The sequence below is a fragment of the Bacillus sp. SD075 genome (genome assembly GCF_017355165.1).
Taxonomy (GTDB): Bacteria; Bacillota; Bacilli; order Bacillales; family DSM-1321; genus Peribacillus.
Genome location: NZ_JADILK010000016.1, coordinates 63762 through 88758 on the forward strand (window position 1 = coordinate 63762; position 24997 = coordinate 88758).

24 protein-coding genes are annotated in these 24997 nt (G+C 40.3%); 22 read left to right on the forward strand and 2 right to left on the reverse strand.

Features of this window, described 5'->3' with window-relative positions:
• Positions 1-16 precede the first annotated feature (16 nt).
• From IOC57_RS13285 to IOC57_RS13325, 9 genes are all read left to right on the forward strand, one after another.
• Positions 17-1183: a M28 family metallopeptidase gene (locus IOC57_RS13285; protein ID WP_207439175.1), complete on the forward strand. Its 1167-nt coding sequence runs from the start codon at positions 17-19 to the stop codon at positions 1181-1183.
• A gap of 12 nt (positions 1184-1195) precedes the next feature.
• Positions 1196-2038: an ABC transporter permease gene (locus tag IOC57_RS13290; protein ID WP_207439176.1), complete on the forward strand. Its 843-nt coding sequence runs from the start codon at positions 1196-1198 to the stop codon at positions 2036-2038.
• Positions 2035-2823: an ABC transporter permease gene (locus IOC57_RS13295; protein ID WP_207439177.1), complete on the forward strand. Its 789-nt coding sequence runs from the start codon at positions 2035-2037 to the stop codon at positions 2821-2823. The genes IOC57_RS13290 and IOC57_RS13295 overlap by 4 nt, the downstream gene beginning before the upstream one ends.
• Before the next feature lie 23 nt (positions 2824-2846).
• On the forward strand, positions 2847-3929 hold the full coding sequence (locus IOC57_RS13300; protein WP_207439178.1) for an ABC transporter substrate-binding protein: 1083 nt from the start codon (positions 2847-2849) through the stop codon (positions 3927-3929).
• 13 nt (positions 3930-3942) lie between these two features.
• Positions 3943-5025: an ABC transporter ATP-binding protein gene (locus IOC57_RS13305; RefSeq protein WP_286184829.1), complete on the forward strand. Its 1083-nt coding sequence runs from the start codon at positions 3943-3945 to the stop codon at positions 5023-5025.
• A gap of 185 nt (positions 5026-5210) precedes the next feature.
• The gene (locus IOC57_RS13310) at positions 5211-7382 is read left to right on the forward strand and encodes a DNA topoisomerase III (protein WP_207439179.1); all 2172 of its coding nucleotides are present in this window, start codon (positions 5211-5213) and stop codon (positions 7380-7382) included.
• Positions 7383-7484: 102 nt separating this feature from the next.
• On the forward strand, positions 7485-7913 hold the full coding sequence (gene mntR, locus IOC57_RS13315; protein ID WP_063234342.1) for a transcriptional regulator MntR: 429 nt from the start codon (positions 7485-7487) through the stop codon (positions 7911-7913).
• Positions 7914-8132: 219 nt separating this feature from the next.
• Positions 8133-8828, forward strand: coding sequence for a class I SAM-dependent methyltransferase (locus tag IOC57_RS13320; protein ID WP_207439180.1), 696 nt, complete (start codon positions 8133-8135; stop codon positions 8826-8828).
• A complete protein-coding gene (locus tag IOC57_RS13325; protein ID WP_207439181.1) occupies positions 8828-9523 on the forward strand; it encodes an AIM24 family protein in 696 nt (231 codons plus the stop codon). The genes IOC57_RS13320 and IOC57_RS13325 overlap by 1 nt, the downstream gene beginning before the upstream one ends.
• Before the next feature lie 107 nt (positions 9524-9630).
• Here IOC57_RS13325 and metA read toward each other — a convergent pair whose 3' ends face one another.
• On the reverse strand, positions 9631-10539 hold the full coding sequence (gene metA / locus IOC57_RS13330; RefSeq protein WP_207439182.1) for a homoserine O-acetyltransferase MetA: 909 nt from the start codon (positions 10537-10539) through the stop codon (positions 9631-9633).
• 168 nt (positions 10540-10707) lie between these two features.
• On the opposite strand from metA, the gene IOC57_RS13335 reads away from it, so the two are divergent.
• The 9 genes from IOC57_RS13335 (at position 10708) to IOC57_RS13375 (ending at position 20081) form a co-directional block, all read left to right on the forward strand.
• Positions 10708-11241, forward strand: coding sequence for a hypothetical protein (locus tag IOC57_RS13335; RefSeq protein WP_207439183.1), 534 nt, complete (start codon positions 10708-10710; stop codon positions 11239-11241).
• 78 nt (positions 11242-11319) lie between these two features.
• Positions 11320-11796, forward strand: coding sequence for a glutathione peroxidase (locus IOC57_RS13340; RefSeq protein ID WP_207439184.1), 477 nt, complete (start codon positions 11320-11322; stop codon positions 11794-11796).
• 118 nt (positions 11797-11914) lie between these two features.
• Positions 11915-12760 (forward strand): DegV family protein, encoded by an 846-nt coding sequence (locus IOC57_RS13345; RefSeq protein ID WP_207439185.1) that lies wholly within the window; start codon positions 11915-11917, stop codon positions 12758-12760.
• A gap of 53 nt (positions 12761-12813) precedes the next feature.
• Complete coding sequence (locus IOC57_RS13350) at positions 12814-13458, forward strand: HD domain-containing protein (protein ID WP_207439186.1); 645 nt, start codon at positions 12814-12816, stop codon at positions 13456-13458.
• A complete protein-coding gene (locus IOC57_RS13355) occupies positions 13455-15332 on the forward strand; it encodes an ABC-F family ATP-binding cassette domain-containing protein (RefSeq protein WP_207439187.1) in 1878 nt (625 codons plus the stop codon). The genes IOC57_RS13350 and IOC57_RS13355 overlap by 4 nt, the downstream gene beginning before the upstream one ends.
• A gap of 132 nt (positions 15333-15464) precedes the next feature.
• Positions 15465-16601: a conserved virulence factor C family protein gene (locus tag IOC57_RS13360; RefSeq protein WP_207439188.1), complete on the forward strand. Its 1137-nt coding sequence runs from the start codon at positions 15465-15467 to the stop codon at positions 16599-16601.
• A 337-nt stretch (positions 16602-16938) separates the two neighbouring features.
• Positions 16939-18624, forward strand: coding sequence for a dihydroxy-acid dehydratase (gene ilvD, locus IOC57_RS13365; protein WP_396020814.1), 1686 nt, complete (start codon positions 16939-16941; stop codon positions 18622-18624).
• A 172-nt stretch (positions 18625-18796) separates the two neighbouring features.
• A complete protein-coding gene (locus tag IOC57_RS13370) occupies positions 18797-19234 on the forward strand; it encodes a BrxA/BrxB family bacilliredoxin (RefSeq protein ID WP_207439189.1) in 438 nt (145 codons plus the stop codon).
• 67 nt (positions 19235-19301) lie between these two features.
• Positions 19302-20081 carry a class I SAM-dependent methyltransferase gene (locus IOC57_RS13375; RefSeq protein WP_207439190.1) on the forward strand — a complete coding sequence of 260 codons (780 nt, stop codon included), beginning with the start codon at positions 19302-19304 and terminating at the stop codon, positions 20079-20081.
• Here the strand turns inward: IOC57_RS13375 and ggt are convergent, their stop codons facing one another.
• Positions 20082-21770 (reverse strand): gamma-glutamyltransferase, encoded by a 1689-nt coding sequence (ggt, locus tag IOC57_RS13380; RefSeq protein ID WP_286184833.1) that lies wholly within the window; start codon positions 21768-21770, stop codon positions 20082-20084.
• Between the two features lie 429 nt (positions 21771-22199).
• Between ggt and IOC57_RS13385 the strand changes: the two genes are divergently transcribed.
• The 4 genes from IOC57_RS13385 (at position 22200) to IOC57_RS13400 (ending at position 24609) form a co-directional block, all read left to right on the forward strand.
• The gene (locus IOC57_RS13385) at positions 22200-22817 is read left to right on the forward strand and encodes a YpjP family protein (protein WP_207439192.1); all 618 of its coding nucleotides are present in this window, start codon (positions 22200-22202) and stop codon (positions 22815-22817) included.
• 202 nt (positions 22818-23019) lie between these two features.
• Entirely contained in the window at positions 23020-23784 is a 765-nt protein-coding gene (locus IOC57_RS13390) for a TerC family protein (protein WP_207439193.1), read from the forward strand.
• 440 nt (positions 23785-24224) lie between these two features.
• Positions 24225-24437 (forward strand): dihydrofolate reductase family protein, encoded by a 213-nt coding sequence (locus IOC57_RS13395; protein ID WP_207439194.1) that lies wholly within the window; start codon positions 24225-24227, stop codon positions 24435-24437.
• The gene (locus IOC57_RS13400) at positions 24409-24609 is read left to right on the forward strand and encodes a dihydrofolate reductase family protein (protein ID WP_207439195.1); all 201 of its coding nucleotides are present in this window, start codon (positions 24409-24411) and stop codon (positions 24607-24609) included. Before IOC57_RS13395 ends, IOC57_RS13400 begins: the two co-directional genes overlap by 29 nt.
• Positions 24610-24997: the final 388 nt, after the last annotated feature.

Sequence of the window (24997 nt, forward strand, 5' to 3'; positions counted from 1 at the left end):
GAACAGGGGGATAATAATGAGTAATAAGACGACAAGTATCCGTGAGGAAATCAAAGAAACGATTCGAGTTTTAAGTGAAGAAGTAGGGCAACGATTCGCAGGAACAGAAGGTGAGTGGAAGGGTACAGATTATATCCACCAAAGACTTAGCGAATTAGGAGTAGAAACTGAAAAGCAAGTGTATCCTTTTGTGGGGTGGGAGCCTGAAGGAACACCGGAGCTTGAAATCTTGTCCCCAATTTCTAAAGTGTTAAAAACGGCTTATCTACTATTCTCTGGATCTACTCCAAGTTCAGGGATTAAAGGGAATCTTACATATCATGGAATAAAAGGTTTGATTCCGGGTGTTTATGATATGCCTTGTTACAATGTCTCAGGCGCAGAAGGAGAAATACTGGCACAGGTTGTTGTAAATAGTGGCGGCGACCCGATTGCATTATTGAATCCAAGAGCGAAATTCCCAATTCCTGCAGTAGTGATGAGTTATGAAGATCATCTTCGTGTACAGGAGTTATTAAATGAAAATCAAGACATTGAGGTATTTGTTAAGGTAGAGGGGAAAATTAAGGAATGTAAATCGGCAAACATCATCAGTCATCCATATAAATCAAAAAATACAGCTAAAAAGAAAAAAGTGATTGTCTGTGGCCACTCAGATACCACGTTAAATACTCCTGGAGCCTATGATAATGGTTCAGGTATTGCAGGAATCATTGAAGTTGCCAGAAGACTGAGAACGGAAAATCATGATTTTCCTTTTGATGTTGATGTCATAGCATTTTCCAATGAAGAAGTTGGATTCATAGGAGCCGATTATTATGTGAACGATTTAAAAGAAAAAGGAACACTCAATGAAGTAGCGGCAGTTATCAATCTTGACCAAATTAGTGCTGGAGATAAGATATGGTCTTGGGTAGGGCCGGAGGATTTCCGTCAAAAGGTAAAAGAAAGTTTCAGAGAAGCTGGAGCATATGATAGAAATGACTTCGAAGTTGATGTGGATACTCCTAAAGCGGGAGCTGATGAATGGATGTTCCATTTAGAGGGGATTCCAACGGCGCTCCTTATGTTTTGGAGATTACCGGACTATCACCGTCCGACAGATACTATGGAAAAAATCGAATATGACAAAGTGGAGCTTATTATCGAGACTGTTTTCAACTTACTCAATCGAATAGAGTAAAGGAGAATCCCCATGTCCAAAAAAACTGTTCTTTTCCTATTGGCCCCATCTGTATTGATCTTATTAGGACTTTTTGTTATTCCTTTAATTGTAGTGCTTAATAATTCCATCTTGGATGAAAGCGGAAGAATAACTTTTCAGCATTATCTTTTATATTTTAAGGATCAACACTATTTATCTATTACCATACGATCAATAAAAATCTCCTTAATAGCTACGTTTATCACCTTGCTGGTCGGTTATTTTATCGCCTACTTCATTACCAAATACATCAAGAGTAAGAAAATTAAGCGTATTGCCTATATCGTGATCATATCACCATTATTTACGAGCGCTGTCGTAAGGTCATTTGGATGGATGGTCATTTTAGGGAATAACGGATTTATCAACAAGACTCTATTAGGGCTGGGTATCATCTCCCAGCCTCTAAGACTTCTGTATAACGAGACTGGTATAATAATAGGTTTGGTATATATATTGGCTCCTTTTATGATTTTATCCATTACGACAGTTTTGGAGAATATAGACAGCAGGCTTGAAGAGGCTGCGTCGGATTTAGGTTTAGGTCGTTTACAAACCTTTCTAAAGGTAACGCTTCCATTGACAGTCCCAGGAATATTGGCTGGCAGTGTGATGGTTTTTTCGCTGGCTATTAGTGCGTATGTAACACCTGCTATGCTTTCTGGTGGAAGGATCCAATTGATAGCGACCGTTATCTATGAACAGATGATGCAAGTATTCAACTATCAGTTCGGTTCTGCGATTGCTTTTGCCGTGTTAATCTTTAGCTTTTTGATTATTGGATTGAACCATTATTTATTAAGGTCTGACTGGATAGAGGAGGGAAGACGTTGATCTCAAAAGTAGTTATGTGGACAATAGGTAGCTTCCTGCTTTTATTTCTGGCCTTTCCATTATTGGTTTTGATTAATGTTTCGTTTACCGAACTAAATTATTTAAGTTTTCCTGGACAAGGATTCACATTGAAATGGTATCAAAAGCTTTTTGAGGATCTATCGTACGTAGAATCCTTCATATATAGTTTTAAACTATCGGGAGTTGCTACTCTAAGTGCGATATTAATTGGTATTCCAGCCTCTTATGGTTTGGCAAGGAATAATTTTAAAGGCAAGGGGATTGTGATGAGTCTTATCTCATCCCCTCTCTTGCTTCCTCAAATCTTCTTAGGCATGGCACTGCTTCAGTTTTTTTACTACTTTACTAATAGCCCACAGAATTTCTTTACCCTAGTGTTAGGTCATATCATTATTACATTGCCTTATGTGGTTCGGACGTGTGTGAATAGCTTCCTGGGGATAAGCCCATATATTGAAGAAGCAGGAAGGGATTTAGGTGCAGGTGCATTGAAAACCTTTTTCATCATTACATTGCCACAGATGAAATCTAGCATTATCGCAGGAACGCTGTTTTCCTTTGCCGTTTCGTGGGTAAATGTTGAAGTTACGATCTTCTTGACCTCTGCCGATCAGATGGCACTTCCGGTTAAAATGTTCAATTATGTTCAATATAACATCGATCCAATGATAGCTGCTGTTTCAGCCGTAACGATTTATATTGCATTTTTCTTAATTCTTGTCATTGATATGTTAGTAGGTATTGAGAATGTTGCTTCAAAATAAAACATGAGACAAGGGGATGTTCCATGAAGAAGCTAAGTGTGTACACTATTTTGTTGGCAATAATTTTAGTGGTAGCCACCGGTTGCGGAAAGCCTGTTCAACCCAAAAGTGGGGCGACGGGAGCCAATTCAGATGTACAAGAACAAGAAATATCCATTGCCATTTTCGGCGGTGATTGGGGCGAAACCATCAAGAAACATATCATTCAACCTTTTGAAAAAGAGACTGGTATCAAGGTGAAAATCATTGAAGGCAATTCAACGGCAACTTTTTCCCGTCTATTACAGGAAAAAGAGGCACCTACCCTTGATTTAGCCTTAATGGATTCAGGAATATCTGAACTAGCCCACGAAAAAGGAATGGTTGAAAATATTGAAAAAAGTAAACTCAAAGAAAACGTCGCCCTTCTGCCAGAAGCATATCAAGGGAATGGTGAAGAAGTATTTGGAGTAGCTCTAGGGTATTGGGGGCTAGGGATTGTTTATAATAAGGATGTAATCAAAAACCCACCAAAGTCGTGGAAAGACCTTTGGAAGGAAGAGTACAGAGGTAAAATAACGGTCCCTACACCAGCTACTACCGGAGGACTTCCTTTATTGGTACAAGTTTCTGAGCTTGAAAGAGAAGCAAAAGGAAAAGTAGAAAAAGGACTTGGAAAAATGAAAGAATTAGAAGTAGTGGCATACTTCGATGGGTCTGGAACGGCTACAAATCTATATCAAAGCGGGGAAGCATCAGTTGGAGCCCACTACGGAGGCCCTACATATGTAATGCAAGACCAAGGTCAACCGATTGAATTCGTTGTACCGAAAGAAGGCGTTTTAGGTGCAGGTAGCTTTTGGCATGTTGTGAAAGGATCGAAAAAATCTGAGCAGGTTTATTCCTTCTTAAACTATGCTACTACTAAGATTGCACAGGAAGGCATTGCGAGTGATTTATATTTGGCACCAATTCATAAGGATGTTGAATTAGATGAAAAAACCCTTGAAAGAATGCCATATGGCAAAAACGGCAGCTTACAGGATTTGAACATGCCTGATTATAATCTTATAAACCAGCATCGGGATGAGTGGAGCGAGCTATGGAACAGAGAAATCGGAAATTAAGGAGGTTCCAATCATGTCAATGGTTCCGATTGTAGAAAACAATATAGCATATGTAACCAAAGAAAAAGTCAGCATTATTGAGTTAAACAGCATCACGAAAAAATATAGTCAAGCAACTGCCGTAGACAACATTTCCCTTAATATAAAGGAGGGTGAGTTCCTCTCGCTTCTTGGCCCGAGCGGATGTGGGAAAACCACTACCCTTAGAATGATTGGTGGTTTTGAACTTCCGAATAAAGGAAGTATAAAGATCGATGGAAAAGAAGCGGGGAATTTGCCACCCAACCAACGTCCGGTTAATACGGTTTTTCAAAACTATGCTTTGTTTCCTCATTTGAGCATTTACAATAATATTGCTTTTGGATTAAAGCAAAAAAAAATATCAAAGGCGCAAATTGCAAGGGATACAACCAAAATGATCGAAATTATGGGCTTGCAGCAACACAAGGATAAATATCCAAGGCAACTTTCAGGTGGGCAGCAGCAAAGGGTTGCGCTTGCAAGAGCACTGGTCAACAAGCCAAGAGTGCTCCTTTTAGATGAACCACTAGGAGCACTGGATTTAAAGCTAAGGAAAAAAATGCAGTTTGAATTAAAAAAACTTCATGAACAATTCGAAATCACGTTCATATATGTCACTCATGATCAAGAAGAAGCACTAATCATGTCCGATCGAATTGCTGTTTTAAACCAAGGTAGAATCGAACAAATTGACACACCTCAGCAAATCTATAACAATCCAAAGACTCTTTTTGTTGCCGACTTTATTGGGGAAACCAATGTAATAGATGTGGATTTATTAGAAAGCCAGGTTAGAGAAAATCTATTAAATGAGTTTTCGCAAGTTAGGAATTCAGATAAAAAGCTTGTAATAAGACCTGAACATTTAAACATTACCCAAAGCCGCTTTCAGCCTAATAGAATTACGTTTGAGGCTAAATTAAAAAAAGTCCATTTTGTAGGTTCAAAAAGGGTGGTGGAGTGTGTATCTGGATCTCAGGAGATTGTTGTCAACCTATCTGATGAGGAGCAAATGGATCATCTAGGTGAGAGTATTTGCTTGAGTGCTAGAAAAGACTTGGTGAAAATACTTTAATAGGTCGGTAAGCTCTGTTAAGTGGAAACTTTACAGAGCTTTTTTTATTTAAGTAACTGGACAAGCAATCCTTTCATGCTTTCTCAGAACAGTTCTGTAAAAAAGAAGTCCTATCTAGCCGATTGTGATAATTAAGGTATAATGATAGGGGAAGATATTTTGTAACGGATTAGGTGAAGATGATCATGAAGCTAATCATTGCGGAGAAACCAGATCAAGGTTCAACGCTAGCTGCACAATTTAAAACGAAGAAACAGCAAGGCTATATAGAAATCATGCCGAATGAACTTTTCCCCGATGGAGCTTATGTAACTTGGGCCGTCGGGCATTTATGTCAACTCGTTTCGCCGGAAACCTATCATTCGAAATGGAAAAAATGGTCGATGGAAACGTTGCCGATGATTCCTGAGAAATTTCAATATGAAGTGACCCGACAGAAGGTAAAGCAATTCAATATCGTGAAGTCTTTGCTTAGGAAACCGGAAGTCGATGAAATCATTCATGCAGGTGATGCCGGGCGTGAAGGAGAATTGATTGTACGGAATATCGTTAATCTATGCAATGTCAATAAACCGATGAAACGTTTATGGATTTCCTCTTTGACCCCAAAAGCGATTTATGAAGGATTCCAAAATCTGAAGAGCGAAGAAAAAACCAGGCCGCTCTATTATGAAGCGTATACGAGGGCTTGTGCGGACTGGGTTGTGGGAATGAACGCGTCGAGAGCGTATAGTATTTTATTGAAACAAAGGGGCGTTTCAGATGTCTTTTCAGCAGGAAGGGTTCAGACACCGACTCTTGCATTGATTGTAAAGCGGGAAATGGAAATTGAGCAATTCGAGTCTGAACCGTTCTGGGAAGTGTTCGCTGACTTCAAGATGGATGGAAAGAAATATCAGGGGAAATGGCAGCAGAACAATGATCCGAGAATCAAGACAAAAGAAATGGCTGAAAAAATTGCCGCCTTTTGCAAAGGTAAGGAAGCTGAAATAGCTGAAATGGATACAGAAAGGAAAGAGTTTCAGCCGCCTTTGTTATTTAATCTATCGTCTTTGCAAGCGACAGTAAACAAGATTTATAAATACTCACCGAAACAGACGCTGGATATTGTACAAAGTTTATATCAAAAAGGAATTGTTTCTTATCCACGATCAGATTCCAATCATGTAACGGAGGGGGAAGCCGAAACATTTCCCGATATTTTGCAAAAACTAAGTGTATTTACAGAATATGAATCCTTGTTTCCTGTGCCGGAACCGAACATCATGAATAATAAACGGTTTGTTAATGAAAAGAAAGTGACTGATCACTATGCCATTATCCCGACGGAGCAGGTAACCGACCCAAAGCGGCTTTCCACTGAAGAACGGAATATATATGACTTGGTGGTACGCCGGTTGATTGCGTCCCATTATGAGAAAGCCATTTTCGATTACACAACCATTAAAACGCTTGTCGATAAGCGTGCCGAATTCATTTCTAAAGGCAAGCAGCAGATTCAAGAGGGATGGCGCAAAGTGATTTTCCAAAATGACAAAGATGATGATATCATTTTGCCGTCCGTTTCAAAAGGGGATTCTGGAAAGGCCGCCAATATAAAGGCGAAAGAAGGAAAAACCCAGCCTCCTAAGCGATATACGGAAGGTCAGCTGATCACTTTGATGAAAACTGCCGGAAAGCATCTGGATAATGAAGAGTTAGAAAAGGTGCTGATGAAAACCGAGGGTCTTGGAACCGAAGCAACTCGGGCTGGCATCATTACCATGCTCAAAGACCGTAAATATATCAATGTGAAAAAAAACCAGGTGTATGCGACGGATAAAGGGAAAGTGCTGATTACTGCCATCGGGGAGAAAATTCTGGCTTCACCCGAGATGACAGCCAAATGGGAACAGCGTTTAAGGGAAATTGGGGAAGGAAAGGCTTCAGCTGGCGGCTTTATGGAAGCTGTCAAGAAGATGTCAGCAAAAATTATCAGTGATGCCGTGGAATCATCGGAAAGCTGGGATTTTCAGGGGCTGGACACCGAGTCGATTCAACGGAGCGGTCCTAAAAAGAGAAGCTCGGCATCTATGGGCAGCTGTAAACTATGCGGTTCTAAGATTGTTGATAAAGGGGAATTCTATGGATGTGTAAGTTATCAAAAAACAAAGTGTAACTTCACTATCTCCAAAAAAATCCTTAATAAGAAAATCAGTCAAGCAAATATAAAAAAGCTGTTGGCGAGCGGTGAAACGGATTTGATAAGCGGTTTTACAAAAGGGGAAAAGACCTTTGATGCCGTTTTATCATGGTCCGATTCTGAAAAGAAGATCAGTTTTACATTCCCAACAGAACAAAACGTCAAACAAACTTGAGAAGAAACTTCATTAAAGACGCCCTGAGACTTATATCTTCTTGTTTCGGGGTCGTTTATATAGTAAAATTTTTAGATATGCGTTTGAATGGGAGGATTCCGAATGCCTACACCGAGCATGGAGGATTACATAGAACAAATTTATTTACTAATTGAAGAAAAAGGATATGCAAGAGTTTCCGATATTGCCGAAAACCTTTCCGTCCACCCATCTTCTGTTACGAAAATGGTTCAAAAGCTTGATCAGGAAAAATATTTGATATATGAAAAGTACCGGGGTCTCGTTTTAACTGCAAATGGGAAAAAAGTTGGTAAAAGGCTCGTATACCGTCATGAACTTTTAGAACAGATGCTAAGGTTGATTGGGGTCAAGGAAGAAAATATTTATCATGATGTAGAGGGGATTGAACACCACCTTAGTTGGAATGCCATCGATAGGATTGGTGACCTGGTTGAATTCTTTGAAGAATCTCCTGACCGTGTCGAGGATTTACGAAAGATACAAAAAAGAAATGAAGAAAATTCAAAATAAGCTGCCGCTGGCAGTTTTTTTTATGTATTTGAAAATCATCCGTTTTCTTGAACCGGGCTTGTTTATTTTACAAATAAGGTGTACAAGGCAGCGAGGTTTTAAAAGAGGATTTTTTAATTATGAGCAGAATAGCTATAAAGAGGCCACGGTAATTTGATTTCGTGAAAATATTTTTTAGGCACTTAGTTAATTAGGGTGAAATGGGAGGGTGAATTTCTGATGAATTTACATACATGGCATAAAGAATCGGAAAAAGAGTGGGATGTTTTTGCACCTATGTGGGCGAAGAATTCGCAAGAAATGTGGGAAACGGGAAGCCGGAAGAACATTATTCCTTTCTTTTCTGAATATGTACCTTCGGGAGTGAAGGTGGCTGACATAGGCTGTGGAGATGGGATTGGTTCCTTGAAATTGGCCGAAGCGGGATTTAAAGTAACCGGAGTAGATTTATCCAATGTGATGATTGAATTTGCAAAGGGAAAAACCGTTCAGCAACCAGAACTTTCTTTTCTGCAAGGAGATTTTTATAATCTTCCATTCAAAGATGAAGAAATGGATGCGGCGATGGTCATTAATTCTTTGGAATATACGGGTGAACCATTACCTGTGTTGAAGGAAATTCAACGGGTAATAAAGCCTGGCGGCTATGTCTGTTTTGGGATACTTGGTCCAACAGCTGAACCACGAAAAAAATTCAGTTTTCAACGGTTATTAGGAGATAAAGTCATCATGAATACAATGCAGCCTTGGGAATTTGAAAAAATGGCTTTAGAAACGGGATGGAAAGCAGTGGCTGATATCGGCGTTGCAAAGAGAGGAGTGGACTATACAAAACTGGGGCACTTTTCAAAGGAATTAAGGCAAGCTGTATCGTTCATGTGGCTTTTCCTTCTTCAAAAAGAGGTGGGGCAGTGATGGAAAAGTATCAAATCGATCAATTCGTTGAAATGACGAAACAGCAGGATAAAGGGCAAGGCTTATTTGAGCTTGAAACGGAACGAATTCTGGAGATTAATTTGGAAAAGCAGATATGGGCAAAAATGGGGACAATGGTTTCTTATCGCGGCAATATTAAATTCGAGCGGGAAGGCATCTTGGAGCATGGTCTTGGTAAACTCTTTAAAAAAGCTTTGACTGGTGAGGGTGCATCCTTGATGAAAGCGACTGGAAGCGGCAAGCTGTACATCGCGGATCAAGGGAAGAAGATTTCTATTTTACAGTTAGATGGTGAATCGATCTGTGTTAACGGAAATGATTTACTTGCATTTGAGCCGGGGATTCAATGGGATATAAAAATGATGCGGCGCATTGCCGGGTTATTGGCGGGGGGATTGTTCAACGTAAGGCTCGAGGGGAGAGGCATGGTCGCTTTCACTTCCCATTATGAGCCGCTTACTTTAATGGTGGAACCTGGGAATCCGGTCTATACGGACCCGAATGCCACAGTGGCTTGGTCAGGGGAATTGCAGCCTGAATTCGTAACGGATGTTTCATTGAAGTCGTTCTTTGGAAGGGGAAGCAGTGAATCCGTTCAAATGAAATTCGAAGGTCAAGGATTTGTGGTCGTCCAACCTTTTGAAGAGGTATACTTCGGTAATAAGGAATCATGAAACAAACAACCTGAGTCAGAAACTCAGGTTGTTTCCCATGATAATCGGAAGTGGCTGCCCCAAAAAACGATTCACTTAAACGTGAATGCTTCTTTTTTCTTGCCCTTTCAATCCCACTCATAAGGGGTGGATTGGTAGACATAATAGTTCAGCCAATTCGAGAACATCAGGCTGCAATGGCTCTTCCAGCGGTGAAGGGGTACCTTGGTCGGATCGTTATCAGGAAAGTAATTTACAGGGAGTTGCGTATTGATCCCACGCTCCCTATCGCGCTTATATTCTTCGCCAAGGGTATCGGCATCATACTCGAAATGGCCGGTAACCATAATTCTTTTTCCATCAACCGAAGCAGCTATCAATACACCAGCTTGATCGGACTGTGCGAGAACCTTCAATTCAGGATGGTTAACTAATTTTTGATAGTCAATATCCGTATGGCGTGAATGAGGTGCCATAAAATAATCATCGAATCCGCGGACTAGATTTTCATTCGGTTCAAGGACCTTATGGGTGTATACGCCGAAGCATTTCTCTGGAAGTTCGTATTTGCCTATTCCATAATGATGGTACAGGGCAGCTTGTGCCCCCCAACAGATATGTAGGGTGGATGTGACATTTTCGCTTGACCAGTTCATGATATTCTGCAGTTCTTCCCAATAATTAACGTCTGAAAAGTCCAGCTTTTCTACCGGAGCGCCTGTAATGATCAAGCCGTCATATTTCTTCGTGCGAATATCATTAAATGATTTGTAAAATTGATCTAAATGAAATTTACTTGTGTTTTTTGATTCATGTGTGCTTAAGCGCAGGAATGATATATTTACTTGAATGGGAGTATTGCCAAGAAATCGCAGTAACTGGGCCTCCGTTTTTTCTTTCTCTGGCATTAGGTTTAAAATTAATATATTCAATGGACGGATTTCCTGATTGGTAGCTCTTTCCTCATCCATTACGAAGATATTTTCCTGTTCTAAAATTTCCCTTGCTGGCAGTTGTTCCGGAATTCTGATTGGCATGATTAGCCTCCTTCTTCAAAAATCATAATATTTTAATTATATAGAAAATTATTGAATAGAAAAGCTATTTTAATCATTTCTTGTAAATCTCCAAGGAAAAGGCCTGCGAATGGTAAAATGGGAAGATCATGATTACATAAACTATGACATTAGAGAGGTGTTTTGAGATTGTTTGATCCTACAGCATTTGAGAACATGAAAGTGGTATTGGAAGGAGCGGTTTACGATCGTGACTTCATTGGAGATATATTGGTCATAAACCGTGATGATATAGTGAATCTCTCAACCATGTCCAGATCATATAAGATTGAGATGAAATTGAAAAAACCAATCGAGACTATTTCGATTAGCGGTGCCATTGAGTTACACGCTTCACTCAAGAACCTAAGTTCGGAGTTACTCGATGCCGATAATGATGATAGGCATTCAGGCTGCACGGTCAATATTTTCATTTCTTTTCCCAAAAAGCTTGATGAAATGAATGCGGAACAATTGTTGAACGACTTGGAAAAAATTTGGGGAAATCAGAGAAACATTACAGTGACAACCAGCGATACGGTCAGTAAAAAAATGCTACCCGTTACTTCTTCTATATATAAAGTTTCATTTGGAAGGCTTGTAAAAGAAGAGCAAATGGATGATTTGGAAGACATGGTAGAGTATTTGATTCAATCCATACAAGCAGTGAAGATTCCGGAATGATAGAAAAAGGATAAAAGTTGGTAAACCTACCTTTAAATACGGTAAAATGAATCATCATACTAAAGGGAGAGATCATACATGTCCATTTACGAATTTGAAGTCAATAAAATTAATGGCGAAACCATCTCGCTTGAGGAATATAGAGGGAGAGTGATGATTATAGTGAATACCGCAAGCAAATGCGGTTTTTCGCCACAGTATGATGATTTGCAAAGCCTGTATGTGCAATATAAAGAGGATGGGGTTGTCGTGCTTGGTTTTCCTTGTAATCAGTTTTTGAATCAGGAACCTGGTGATGACCTGGAAATCGATTCATACTGCAAATTGAATCATGGTGTAACATTCCCCATGTTTGCAAAAGTGAATGTCAATGGCAAGGAAGCCCATCCCTTATTCAGCTATTTGACTGAAAATGCTCCCGGCGTGATGGGATCCAAATCGATAAAATGGAATTTTACAAAGTTTTTGATTGATCGTGATGGAAATATCGTCAGTCGGTATGCTCCTAAAACAAAACCTTTGGATATGGAAGAGGATTTAAAAAAACTTTTATGAAGAATGATATCGAGTCCAATGGAAGTTTCCGTTGGACTCTTTTTTCAGGTAAGTAATTAATGGGGACAGATGGTTGGGATGTTGAATATAATAGAAGACACAAATGAGGGGGGAAATCATGGAACGAATTGCATGGGTAACAGATAGTACGGGAACTTTAGACGAAGAGTTATCATTGAATGAACATGTATACGTCGTTCCGATGGTCGTCATCATCGATGGGAAGGAATATGAAGATGGCGTCGACCTATTACCTGAAGAATTATACCGGCGGATGAGTAAGGAAAAAATCACCGCCACTACGTCCCAGCCCTCGGTCGGCAGATTCCAAGAGTTATATAAGGAACTTGAAAAACGTTATGATCGAATCATAGCTGTACACCTTTCAAGTGAATTGAGCGGGACCGTTTCCGCGAGCAGGCAAGCTGCACAAATGGTTTCGATTCCCGTTGACGTTTTTGATACTTTACTTATTTCCTTTCCAATGCTATTAATCTTGAAAAAGCTCATGCATTTCCTTGATAATGGTGATTCCATCAATGAGGCATTCGTCAAAACGAGGAGGTATGCGGATAACCATGAAACCTATGTATTAATAGGTTCTTTAGATCAGCTGCATCGCAGCGGCAGGTTAACAAACGCACAATATATTCTGGGAAGCCTATTGAGCTTTAAACCCATCATTTCAATCGAAAACGGTCTGCTTCATACTAAATCTAAACCTCGGAACCTTAAAAAAGCGGAAAAACAGATCTTCACTGATTTTCGCAGATCAGTCGAAGCGGGAAAAGTAAAAGAATGTACCATATTATATGGTGCAGTATTGGAGCAGGCACAAGAATGGGAAAAGATGATTTCCGAAGAATTTCCTCATGTGGTGACCCATGTATCCCCACTGGGCAGTGCCATCGGGGTGCATACCGGTGAACAGACGATTGGGCTCAGTTGGTTCAATGAAGATTAAAGCACACCATAATTGAGAACCATGGTAAAATAGAAGGGACATGGAGTGGTGAAATGAAACAAAAGATGATTGAATTAACGGAGAAGTATGTATATGACCAATTGATTTCTGATGCCAGCGGCCATGATTGGTTCCATATCGATCGTGTTCGTAAGCTGGCTTTACATATTGCAAAAGAAGAACGAAAAGGAAATGAGTTCATCATTGAATTGGCTGCTCTGCTACATGATATCCCGGATGATAAACTAAATCAAGATGTCGATGGAGGCTGGAAAAAGCTTGACGTTTGGTTTAATGAAATAAAGTTGGATATGGATAGTGTGGATGCCATCAAACAGATCATCAATACAATTTCATATAGTGCAGGGCAGGTGAAGCTTCCTTCGATCGAGGCTGAAATTGTTCAGGATGCGGACCGCTTGGATGCAATTGGTGCCATTGGCATAGCCAGGACATTTGCGTTCGGCGGAAAAAAGGGACAACTTATGTATGACCCTTCATTGCCCATAAGGGAAAACATGACCAAGAAGGAATACAGGAATGGCAAAAGCTCTTCCATTCATCACTTTCATGAAAAATTATTGAGCTTGCAAGATATGCTCAATACTTGTACAGCCAAGAAGATTGCAAGTGACAGGCATGAATACATGGTTGGATTTTTAGAGGAATTTAATAAGGAATGGGATGTACGATTATGAAAGTTTTTAGCATGGAACATGTAATGAAAACCCAAGGGGAAAAGCTGCTTTTTAAAGATGTCTCTTTTTCCATTACCGAAGGAGAAAAAATCGGGATCGTTGGTATAAACGGCACCGGTAAATCTACATTATTGAATATCATCGCAGGCTTGGAAGACAGTGATTTAGGAACGAAGGATCATCCAAATGATTATACGATTTCCTATCTATCACAAGATCCGCATTTTGATGAGAAATTGACGATCATGGAGTACATGTATGAAAGTTCAACTCCTGTATTTTCATTGATTAAAGAGTATGAAAAGACGCTCGTTCAACTCCAGATGGACCCGCAGGATAGCGCAATACAGGATCGTTTGTTAAAACAGCAACAGGATATGGATACGCTTGGCGCCTGGGATACTAGTGCCAATGCCAGAACGATACTGACCAAGCTTGGTCTTCCAGATCATTCAAGGAAATTGGGGGAACTGTCAGGTGGCCAAAAAAAACGTGCGGCTCTGGCAAAAACCTTGATTGAGACCCCTGATTTACTGATTTTGGATGAGCCTACGAACCATCTCGACTTCGAAAGCATCACTTGGCTTGAAGAGTATTTGGGGAAATATCAAAAGTCCGTTTTATTTGTAACCCATGATCGATATTTCCTTGATCGTGTGTCCAATAAGATTTGGGAAATCGCCCAAACGCAGCTTTTCGAATACAAAGGAAACTATGCGGATTATTTAGAATCAAAGGCCATTCGTGAAGATAATGAATCGGCTGAAAGAACGAAAAAGGAAAGTCTATTCAAAAAAGAACTGGCCTGGATCCGTAAAGGGGCCAAGGCCCGTACAACGAAACAAAAGGCCAGGATCCAACGCTTTGAAACATTGGAATCAGGTGTAAAGGATAAGCAGAAAACCGACAACCTGGAAATGGAATTAAGCGGTGCCCGTCTTGGGAAAAAGGTACTCGAGTTGAGGGATGTCTCTAAATCCTTCGGTGATCGGACCATCATCAATCATTTTTCTTTCCTCTTCAAACCAGGTGATCGGATTGGGATCGTCGGTAATAATGGCAGTGGAAAGTCAACCTTGTTAAATATCCTTGCCGGACGGGAATCTATAGAGGAAGGAATTTTGGAAAAAGGGCAAACTGTGAAAATAGGCTACTATACACAAGAAAGCGTCGATATGGATGAGAATTTGCGCATGATAGAGTATATTCGTGAAACGGCAGATTCAATCGCCCTTAAAGATGGTAGTTTCATATCGGCTGCGCAGATGCTTGAAAGATTCTTGTTTCCAATGGGATCGCATGGGACGCCAATTCGTAAGCTGTCCGGAGGGGAGAAAAGGCGTTTATATCTCCTTAACATCTTGATGTCGGCACCGAATGTCCTGCTTTTGGATGAACCGACGAATGATTTGGACACGCAAACCTTGACCGTTCTGGAGGATTATTTAGAAACGTTTTCAGGTGTAGTCATTACCGTATCACATGATAGGTATTTCTTGGATAAAACGTGCCATCAGCTTCTTGTTTTCAAGAATAAAGGTGAAATTGATTTCTATTACGGCAATTATTCAGAGTTCCTGGAAGAAAAGACGGAGGAGGCCGTGCCGGTAAAAGCACCGGAACCTCAGCTGTACCGGACCGAAAAGAAAAAGAAAAAACTAACTTATGCGGAAAGCAAGGAATGGGAAGAGATAGAAGGGAACATGGAACGGGCCGAGCTGCGCCTGAAAGACATAACATCAGAAATGGCAGCAGCGGGAAGCGATTTTGAAAAAGTCCGCCTGCTGCTAGAAGAAGAAAAGGAACTAACGGATAAATTAGACCATTTGATGGAGAGATGGACGTATTTAGCGGAAAAATTGGAAGAGGGATGAGCGTGGTGACCGGTCTAAGTGAGCAAACTTGGGTCGGTCTTTTTTCACCCCCAATCTCAATTGCATGAGAATCTGTTGCCGATGTGATAATATCTAGTACATGGAAACGTCTTGTAAAAGGAGAGAAATGCATTGAAAATTAAGTCGATAGAACCTACACCAAGTCCGAATACAATGAAAATCAATTTAACTGAAGAGCTATTAGCTGGTAAAAGCAATAATTATAAGAAAGATCAAGCTGACCAAGCACCCCAGCTGATCAAAGATTTATTTACGATCGAGGGAGTGAAAGGGGTATATCATGTTGCGGACTTCTTAGCCGTTGAGCGGAATGCGAAATATGATTGGAAAGAAATCTTGGTCCAAATCCGTCAGGTTTTCGGGGAAAAAACCGAAGAACAAAATCAACAAACGGCATTAAATGAACATTACGGTGAAGTAACTGTTGCCATTCAACAATTCAAGGGCATTCCAATGCAAATTAAAGCAAGTGATAGCCAACAAGAAAAACGTTTTGCCTTACCGGATTATTTCATAAAGGGCATTGCCGCTGCCCAAAAGGAAGATGATAATGTAGTCCTGCTTCGAAAATGGAAGGATTATGGCGTAAGATATGGTGAAATGGAAGATATCGTGAAGGAAGTATCGGATGAGTTGATTGCAGCTTATCCGGAAGAACGAATTGATCGGTTAGTAGCCGCTGCAAAAGAAATCGTGGAAACGAAGGAGGCATTTTTGAAACGACCAAAAATTAAACTGACTGCAGAAATGCTTAATGACGAAAGCTGGGAAAAGCGTTATCAGGCTTTAGAACAAATGGAAGATCCAACGGTTGATGATATTCCAGTATTGGACATGGCACTCTCCGACAGCAAGGTCTCCATTCGAAGGCTCGCGGTAGTATACTTGGGTATGATCGAGGATAGAAAAGTGCTTCCGAGCCTGTACAAAGCATTGAAAGATAAAAGTGCAGCGGTAAGACGTACGGCTGGTGATTGTTTATCCGATCTTGGCTTTGAAGAAGCGATGGGAGAAATGTCTCAATCACTTTCGGATAAAAATAAATTGGTTAGATGGAGAGCGGCGATGTTTTTATACGAAGCGGGAAATGAAACGACCCTCCCTTATCTTAAGCAAGCGGAACAGGACCCTGAATTCGAAGTGGCCCTGCAGATCAAGATGGCCATTGACCGTATAGAAAATGGGGAAGAAGCAAAGGGTTCGGTTTGGAAGCAGATGACAGAATCAAGACAAGCGAATGACAAGTGAGATTTAAAGGGGATAACTTAATAGGATCTAAAAGGGTACAGGCAAAAGGCATGCGGATGATTAAAATCCGAATGCCTTTTTATTTTTGATGAGGATCTTCAAGTCGTTTGACATTAGTTCCCCTCAGATCGAAATCCCAAATATCCAAATTGCTAATCTTTTGATATAGAGAAGATTTAAGAAATAAATTCTCTATTATTTTAGTAAAATGATTTTTGTAGATATTTAGTGTTGAATGGTTGCATTTGTATATAAATATGTTAGAATTTTTAGAGTATACTAAAAATTATATTATATTGAATCATTAAACATTTAGTGGAAATTGGGGGTACAACAAATGTCTACATCAAATATGAGAAGTGACATGATTACTAAAGGGGTCGATCGAGCTCCACATAGAAGTCTGTTGCGTGCAGCAGGGGTTAAAGAAGAAGATTTCGGTAAACCGTTCATCGCGGTTTGTAATTCTTACATCGATATTGTTCCAGGTCATGTCCACCTTCAGGAATTCGGAAAAATAGTGAAGGAAGCGATTCGCGAAGCCGGCGGTGTTCCTTTCGAATTTAATACAATTGGGGTAGACGATGGAATTGCGATGGGGCATATTGGTATGCGCTATTCCTTGCCAAGCCGAGAAATCATCGCAGATTCCGTGGAAACTGTTGTATCAGCACATTGGTTTGACGGTATGGTTTGCATTCCAAACTGTGACAAGATAACGCCGGGAATGATGATGGCAGCTCTTCGTGTCAATATTCCTACGATATTCGTAAGTGGCGGACCCATGAAAGCGGGAAAAGACAAAAACGGTAAATCTCTTTCATTGACATCCGTTTTTGAAGGGGTGGGAGCTTATCAAGCAGGCAATATAAATGAAGAAGATTTGCAGGAAATCGAACAAGTTGCATGCCCTACTTGCGGTTCTTGTTCAGGAATGTTCACTGCAAACTCCATGAACTGCCTGGCAGAAGGATTGGGGCTTGCGCTTCCGGGAAATGGAACGATTTTGGCAGTAGCCGAAGAACGTAAGGAATTCGTTAAGAAATCCGCTAAACAGCTGATGGAGATAATCAAACAGGATATCAAGCCTCGTGATATCGTGACGATCGATGCGATTGATAACGCATTTGCATTGGACATGGCGATGGGCGGTTCGACCAACACCGTCCTGCATACACTTGCATTGGCACATGAAGCAGGTTTTGAATATCCAATGGAACACATAAATGAAATAGCGAACCGAGTACCGCATCTAGCGAAAATCGCACCGGCATCCGATTATCATATTGAAGATGTACATAATGCCGGTGGTGTAAGTGCCGTCATTAATGAGTTACTCAAAAAACCAGGTGCCTTTAATGGAGATTGCCTTTCTGTCTCAGGTCAAACGCTCCGCGAAAATGTTGCCGGTTGTGAAATCTTGGACAAGGATGTAATCCATCCGTTAGATAATCCGCATTCTGAGCGTGGTGGGCTTGCGGTATTGTTTGGTAACCTTGCTCCTCAAGGCTCCATCGTAAAAGTAGGGGCGGTTGACGAATCAGTTGGTGGCTACCACAGGGGTCCTGCCATATGTTTCGATTCCCAGGAAGATGCACTTTCAGGGATCATTACTGGAAAAGTTAAAGAAGGAAATGTAGTGGTCATTCGTTATGAAGGACCTAAAGGCGGGCCGGGTATGCCGGAAATGTTGGCACCCACTTCCCAAATCGTCGGGAGGGGACTTGGAGCGAAAGTCGGTTTGATCACGGATGGCCGCTTTTCAGGCGCATCACGAGGCATCAGCATTGGCCATATATCCCCCGAAGCAGCTGAGGGAGGCCCGATCGCCTTTGTTGAAGATGGAGATATCATCGAATTGGATTTGAATAATCGTAAAATCCAATTGGAAATTTCCGATGAAGAATTCGAAAAACGCAAAGCTAATTGGAAAGGCTTCGAGTCAAAAGTCCGGACAGGCTATCTAGCACGTTATTCCAAGCTTGTGACGAATGCCAGCTCAGGCGGAGTAATGAAAGTTTAAGTTAAAAGGAAGATTAAAACATGGTGACAGAATTCTCTTTCATTCTGCCACCATGTTTCTTTGTGAAGAAACAATGAAATTTCACAAAGCTTTAAGCGTCATTTTTGCATATGTTATCAAGAATATAGTATGATTATACTAATTGAAGAATTGTAACCAAGGAGGTTTTTTTATGTCGATGGCATATGATGAATATATGAAACAAATGGTGAAACCAATGCGCGCGGAACTGGTGCAAGCAGGTTTTGATGAGTTGGAATCCGCTGAAGCCGTTGAAAACTTTATGGAATCGGTAGACGGTACGACACTTGTGGTCGTGAATTCAGTTTGCGGCTGTGCTGCCGGGTTAGCCCGTCCAGCTGCTACTCAAGCCGTACTACAAGCAGACAAAAAGCCCGATCATTTGGTAACTGTATTTGCCGGCCAAGATAAGGAAGCAACAGCTAAAATGCGGGAATACTTCGATGGAATAGAGCCTTCTTCACCATCCATGGCTCTATTAAAGGGCAAAGAGGTCGTACATTTCATTCCACGCCATGATATAGAAGGACAGCCAATGGAAGCTATTATGGAAAATTTATTGGCAGCGTTCAGTCAAATAAATAAGTGATGTAGCAGAATGTCCTGGAAACAGGGCATTCTTTTCAAATTTAAGAGAGTATAAAGGGGTAGGATTCATGTTTGTCACAACAGTGGGAAGAGCCAATAAAGAAACGATGATATTAGCCAAAAGGTTAGCTGAAGAATTACATATCCCCTTTATAGCCCGAAGAAAACGATCGGTGAGAGATATCCAATTGGAACAGAATGAAGATGATTGCCTTGTTTTTGGCAAAAAGAGGATGGAGTTATATCGATACCAGGAAAAAGAACCATTCTTTTTTCACCCGAACCTAGCGATGATCCGTTTAAAAAGAATAGTTCGCGGTGAAAGTGATCCATTTCTCATTGCCGGAGATATAAATAAAGGGGACGCTGTGCTTGATTGTACCTTAGGCTTGGGCTCTGATGCGATTGTCGCAAGTTTCGCAGTGGGTGAGCTAGGAAAGGTTGTCGCATTGGAAGGAAATCGATATTTGGCCATGCTCGTGAAACATGGGATGAAGACATGGGAGGATGCAGAAGAAACGATGATTTCTGCGATGAGGAGAATTGAGGTCATGCAAGGTGATCATTACGAAATTTTGAAAACATTTCCGGATAATCATTTTGATGTCGTATATTTCGATCCCATGTTTGAAGAAACGATTCAGGAATCGAATGGAATCAGGGGACTGACTCATTTTGCGGAGGGTAAGGATTTATCTGTGGAAATAATGAAAGAAGCTAAGCGGGTTGCGCGCAAGAGAGTCGTGTTGAAAGACCATTTTCGCACCTCCCGCTTTGAGGAATTTGGATTTGAGGTAATAAAGAGGAAAACATCCAAATTCCATTTTGGCTTCATTTCCATCCAGTGATCACGATTTATAATCTGTTTCGTCCAGACCAATGGCACATCCTTCCCTGCTAGAATCGGCGGCACCATAGTTCGAGCCATCAGGGTTGATTTGAATCGCTTGGACATTCCCTATAGAGTGGGGAACTTCATTAAAGGCGAAGCCCATTGCTTCCAAGTGGCCTTTGCTAGTCATATCCATTCCAGGCTCCCATTCAATATGAGGGCCCATTGGAGTGAAAATCCTAGGTTCTTCGATGGCTGCTTTCAAATCCATTTTTAAATCGAGGACATTGATGATCGTTTGTACGACTGAACTGATGATGGTTGGTCCTCCAGGTGAGCCTAACGTCAAGATCGGCTCACCGTCCTTAAAGATGATGGTCGGGCTTTTACAGCTGACGGGGCGTTTATTGGGCTGCACTTCATTCATGCCGCCTGGAATGGAATCGAAATCAGTCAGTTCGTTATTCAGCATGAAACCATAGTCGGAAACCATGATGCCTGATCCGAATGGATGTTCCACTGTAGAAGTGCATCCTGCGATATTACCCCATCTGTCACGGACAGTGAAGTGTGTCGTTTCACTGATATCTTCTTCATTAGGTTGCGGAATGACTTCCCTTTGCTTCACGGAATCATAAATCCAAGGGTTTCCGAAGTCAATGGCATTATTTCTTGTTTTGAAATTAATGAATGAGCGGCGTTTAGCTATATATTCATCATGCATGAGACCCGCCAATGGCAATTCGGCAAATTCGGGATCAGCGAGAAACGCCTTTTTATCTGTAAATGCCAGACGCATCGCTTCTGCTATTAAATAATATTTTTCCCAAGAATGGACGTCATATTGCTCTATATGGAAGCTCTCCAATATTTTCAGGATTTGAATGACCGTGAATCCACCAGCACTTGGGGCATTTGATGAGGCAATTAGATAATCCTTATAGGTCCCATAAATTGGTGCATCGATTGTAGCTTGATAGTCCTTTAAATCAGAAAGCTCCATGAATCCTCCAAGTTCCTGTATACAGGAAATGATACCCTCTCCGATTTCACCATCATAAAAAGCGGAAATTCCTTCTCGTTGTAATATCCGATAGGTATTCGCCAGTTTCTCTTTTATCAGTAAATCTCCATCCTGATAGGGTTTTCCGTTTGGAATGAAGAACTTACGCGCTTCATCGCCCAATCGATATTCAAAATTTTTAAGAGCATCGCAAAGAACCCAATTGACGGGAACTCCTTTTTCTGCAAATTCAATGGATGGCTCGATGAGATCCGCTAATGGCTTGCTACCACTTTCGGCGAGTGCTTCGTCCATAGCTTTCAGTATTCCGGGAATGCCAACAGCTGTAGCTTTGATTGATCTTTCTTTAAATGGTATGACTTCCCCTTTTTCATCAAGAAACATGTCTCGATGTGCGGCTTTAGGTGCCCTTACATGGCCATCGTATATTTTCGTTTCCTTATCTTTAGCGTTATATACCATAAGGAACCCGCTTCCGCCGATGCCAGTCATCATGGGTTCCACAATATTTAGGGCAAATTGGATGGCGACCGCCGCATCGACAGCATTTCCACCTTCACGTAATATTTTTTCCCCGATGGAAGTGGCTACGGGATGAGCTGTAACGACCATTCCGGCGTTTCCTTTCGCTGTTTCCCTTTTGTAATCTTTATCTTTATTGTTTTCATTGTTGTTTTCCAAAATGATTCCTCCATTATTCAGTCCTTTTATTAGCGTAAGGCTTATGTTTGAGTGAAAAGAAAACCTTGTCATTTTGGAAAAATGACAAGGTGATTTTTCGTAGGTATTTATTTATTCTTAATCAGCAAATGATAAATATACGAAAAATGCTAATGTTACAAGACATAAAGCCACCATGGCAGTCGAAGCCATATAAGACCCTCCTTAAAAAGACTTGAATCTAATTAAGTTCTCCAAAAATCGTCAAAACCCTTCATAATAATGTAAAATTGTTGATATTTAATGAAAAAGTTCGGATTTATAAGGCTTATATAGGTATTTATCCTTTTTTTTGATTTTTAAAACATGGGTAACTATATATTCGTAATTAGCAAAAAATAAAAGTATACTAAATATAAAGACAATACAAAAAAGGAGGGGGAGTGTGAGTTGAAAGCAGCGGTTTGGTTCAGGAAAAGTCTTGTCATTTTAGTATCGGTTTTGACGTTTGGTCTTGTCACTCCTTCAGATCTGGCGTGGCTTGCGGAAGCCGATTCGTTAAAGGATACTAAAAAAGGGCTAATGGAAGAAGAGGGATTGGCTTATCTTCCATCGCAGAATACAACTGTACTGGAAGAGGAATTCAACCGTGAAGAATTTTTATCGGGCATTTTGGATAAGGCGGAGGAAAACGCATTTTTGAAATTTGGCGATAAGATCCACCCTAAAATTGGCGATGAATTCAAAATTGCCATATTACCAAAAATGGAAGAAGCCATTACAGAAATGGCTGCCCAATTTCCAGATGAAAAATTACAGCAATTAACGATCACTGAACAGCCGAGTGCGGGCAGGGCAGAGAAAATATTTCATATTTATGAATACAACAGCGGCAAGGATATCATCAGATTCCATGTCAGGCAGGAAAATCCTCCACTGGAAGGGTATTGGTTCGATTTTCACTATCATACCTATCATGATTCTTTTGCCACCCATTACAATATAGGGAAAATATATTGGGATAAAAATACGCCGCCAGAGTGGACGAGTAAACAAAGGATTTCATAGTGGTTGGTTTCATTGATTTTATTTAAGTGTAAGAGTATGATGAAATGAAATTGAATTTCTAATAAGCATCGAATGATACGTTGTCATGCAACGTATTTATTTTGTGTTTGAATGGAAAGTAGACTTTTTATCATAACGGGGAACAATGTTATTTTAAAAGGTTTTCTAATTTTGCAGTTATAGTAGCAGAGGAGTCTTTATCATGTCAGAGTTTTTAAATAACATCATACAAACGTATGCTCAATTTTTTGACTGGCATATGTGGTTGGAGGTTTTATCCGATCCGGTGAGCTGGGGATTAATTGGAACGCTCGTATTAATGGAAGGATTGCTATCGGCGGATAACGCTTTGGTATTAGCTGTAATGGTCAGGCACCTTCCGCAAAAGCAACGGAAAAAAGCACTATTTTACGGTTTATTAGGTGCTTATGCTTTTAGGTTTGTAGCGATTGGAATCGGTGTTTTCCTCATTAAGCTTTGGTGGGTGAAAGTGATTGGGGCTGCCTATCTTGGTTGGCTCTCATTTAAATACTTTAGGGATAAAAGAAAAAAACAAGCTGATGAAGATATCCAGGGAATGAATAAAAACAGCTTACTTATGCGTATGTTTGGTACATTTTGGGGAACGGTTGCAGCAGTGGAATTGATGGATATAGCATTTTCCGTCGATAGTGTCTTGGCCGCATTCGGGGTGAGTGAAAAAGTTTGGGTCCTTTTGACAGGCGGAATGATTGGTGTCTTGATGATGCGGGGAGTGGCAGGGTTATTTCTAAAATTGATAGATAAGGTTCCTGAATTGGAAACTGCCGCATATGTCCTTATCGGATTCATTGCAATAAAAATGTTAATGGCCGTTGCTCGAATCGAAATCCCGCCTGCAATCTTTTTTGCCTTTATTTTGCTGATTTTCGGCACCACGATCGTACTTCATTTGAAGAAAAGGAAAAAGCTCAAGGAATATGGTTGAGCACTATTTAAAAAGCTGTCATCAAAAATGATGTCAGCTTTTTGTTAACTAAAGGGGTTGGAATGCTCTCGTCCCGATCCACTTTCACGGTTTTTAAATGTCTCTTAACCAGGACATTTTCACCATTTATAAACTCTCAAAGTCCAGTTAGTATGTTTCCTTTAATTTCCTGGCAGCAAAAGTCAGCTTCGCTTGCATGTCCAATTTAAAGTCCTTTAAAAGTCGTCCAACTGCATGCCGTGTTCTTCTTTTGGATTAGCGAATAAAAGTGAGGCTTTATCATGAACTGATAACGCTCGTTAGTGAAAGAAGGAGAATTAAATTTAGTGAAGAATTAATCTGGTTACGATTGGTATCTTACCTGGAGGAAGTATCAATGGAATTAAAAGATGGTTTATATGAAGAAATATCAAGTTTGGGTTCCGAGGGGGATCAGTTGTTTGATGAAAAAACAGCGTAACGTTATTTTATACATAGGTACTTCAATTGGTGGCTATATTGCAAATGATGATGGTACATTTGAGTGGTTAGAGTTAACAGAAGTAGAAGGAGATTCTGGCTACAATTCACTCTTGGAAAGAATTGACTCTGTTGTTATGGGAAAACGAACTTATGATGTCATTCGTGGATTTGATATGGATTATCACTTATAGTGATTATAAAAATTATGTATTTTCTAAATCTGTAAGTGGATCAGATGAATATGCTTCATTTATTGATGGAGATGTCAAAACTTTCATTAAAGATATAAAACAAAAGCCTGGTAAAGCTATATGGTCAATTGGTGGAGGAAACTTAGCTCGTGAATTTTTTAAAGAAAATTAAATTGATGAATTCCAACTAGCCATTGCACCAATTATTTTAGGGAAAGGTGTCTCCCTTTATATCGGAGATGATATTACTCTAAAATACACATTGACCAAAGTAGAAAAATTAGGTCAACTTGCTATGCTTCATTATATGAAAAAAAAATGATTCAAAAAGAAGACTCGAATATCCTTCATGTTTTTTTACTTGATTATACAGATGAAACCCCAATTACATTGAAGAGATTCACGTTACTTGCCGAATAACTGGCTAGGCAGACAGTCGGCGAAAAGGGAGGATTCCTGAAATCAATTGAAATGTTTTTTAAGAAAAAAACTGTAGACACTCAGACTTTTCTTCGAATTTGGATACAGTCTGAAGCTGACATCAAAAATGATGTCAGCTC

Bases quoted from the DNA above. Each gene is read 5' to 3' on its own strand.
- IOC57_RS13355 (WP_207439187.1), top strand. From the start codon at position 13,455: ATGAAAGTTTTTAGCATGGAACATGTAATGAAAACCCAAGGGGAAAAG.
- IOC57_RS13300 (WP_207439178.1), top strand. From the start codon at position 2,847: ATGAAGAAGCTAAGTGTGTACACTATTTTGTTGGCAATAATTTTAGTG.
- IOC57_RS13290 (WP_207439176.1), top strand. From the start codon at position 1,196: ATGTCCAAAAAAACTGTTCTTTTCCTATTGGCCCCATCTGTATTGATC.
- IOC57_RS13345 (WP_207439185.1), top strand. From the start codon at position 11,915: ATGGAACGAATTGCATGGGTAACAGATAGTACGGGAACTTTAGACGAA.
- IOC57_RS13320 (WP_207439180.1), top strand. From the start codon at position 8,133: ATGAATTTACATACATGGCATAAAGAATCGGAAAAAGAGTGGGATGTT.
- IOC57_RS13375 (WP_207439190.1), top strand. From the start codon at position 19,302: ATGTTTGTCACAACAGTGGGAAGAGCCAATAAAGAAACGATGATATTA.
- mntR (WP_063234342.1), top strand. From the start codon at position 7,485: ATGCCTACACCGAGCATGGAGGATTACATAGAACAAATTTATTTACTA.
- IOC57_RS13370 (WP_207439189.1), top strand. From the start codon at position 18,797: ATGTCGATGGCATATGATGAATATATGAAACAAATGGTGAAACCAATG.
- IOC57_RS13325 (WP_207439181.1), top strand. From the start codon at position 8,828: ATGGAAAAGTATCAAATCGATCAATTCGTTGAAATGACGAAACAGCAG.
- IOC57_RS13350 (WP_207439186.1), top strand. From the start codon at position 12,814: ATGAAACAAAAGATGATTGAATTAACGGAGAAGTATGTATATGACCAA.
- metA (WP_207439182.1), bottom strand. From the start codon at position 10,539: ATGCCAATCAGAATTCCGGAACAACTGCCAGCAAGGGAAATTTTAGAA.
- IOC57_RS13340 (WP_207439184.1), top strand. From the start codon at position 11,320: ATGTCCATTTACGAATTTGAAGTCAATAAAATTAATGGCGAAACCATC.
- ilvD (WP_396020814.1), top strand. From the start codon at position 16,939: ATGTCTACATCAAATATGAGAAGTGACATGATTACTAAAGGGGTCGAT.
- IOC57_RS13305 (WP_286184829.1), top strand. From the start codon at position 3,943: ATGTCAATGGTTCCGATTGTAGAAAACAATATAGCATATGTAACCAAA.
- IOC57_RS13285 (WP_207439175.1), top strand. From the start codon at position 17: ATGAGTAATAAGACGACAAGTATCCGTGAGGAAATCAAAGAAACGATT.
- IOC57_RS13310 (WP_207439179.1), top strand. From the start codon at position 5,211: ATGAAGCTAATCATTGCGGAGAAACCAGATCAAGGTTCAACGCTAGCT.
- IOC57_RS13390 (WP_207439193.1), top strand. From the start codon at position 23,020: ATGTCAGAGTTTTTAAATAACATCATACAAACGTATGCTCAATTTTTT.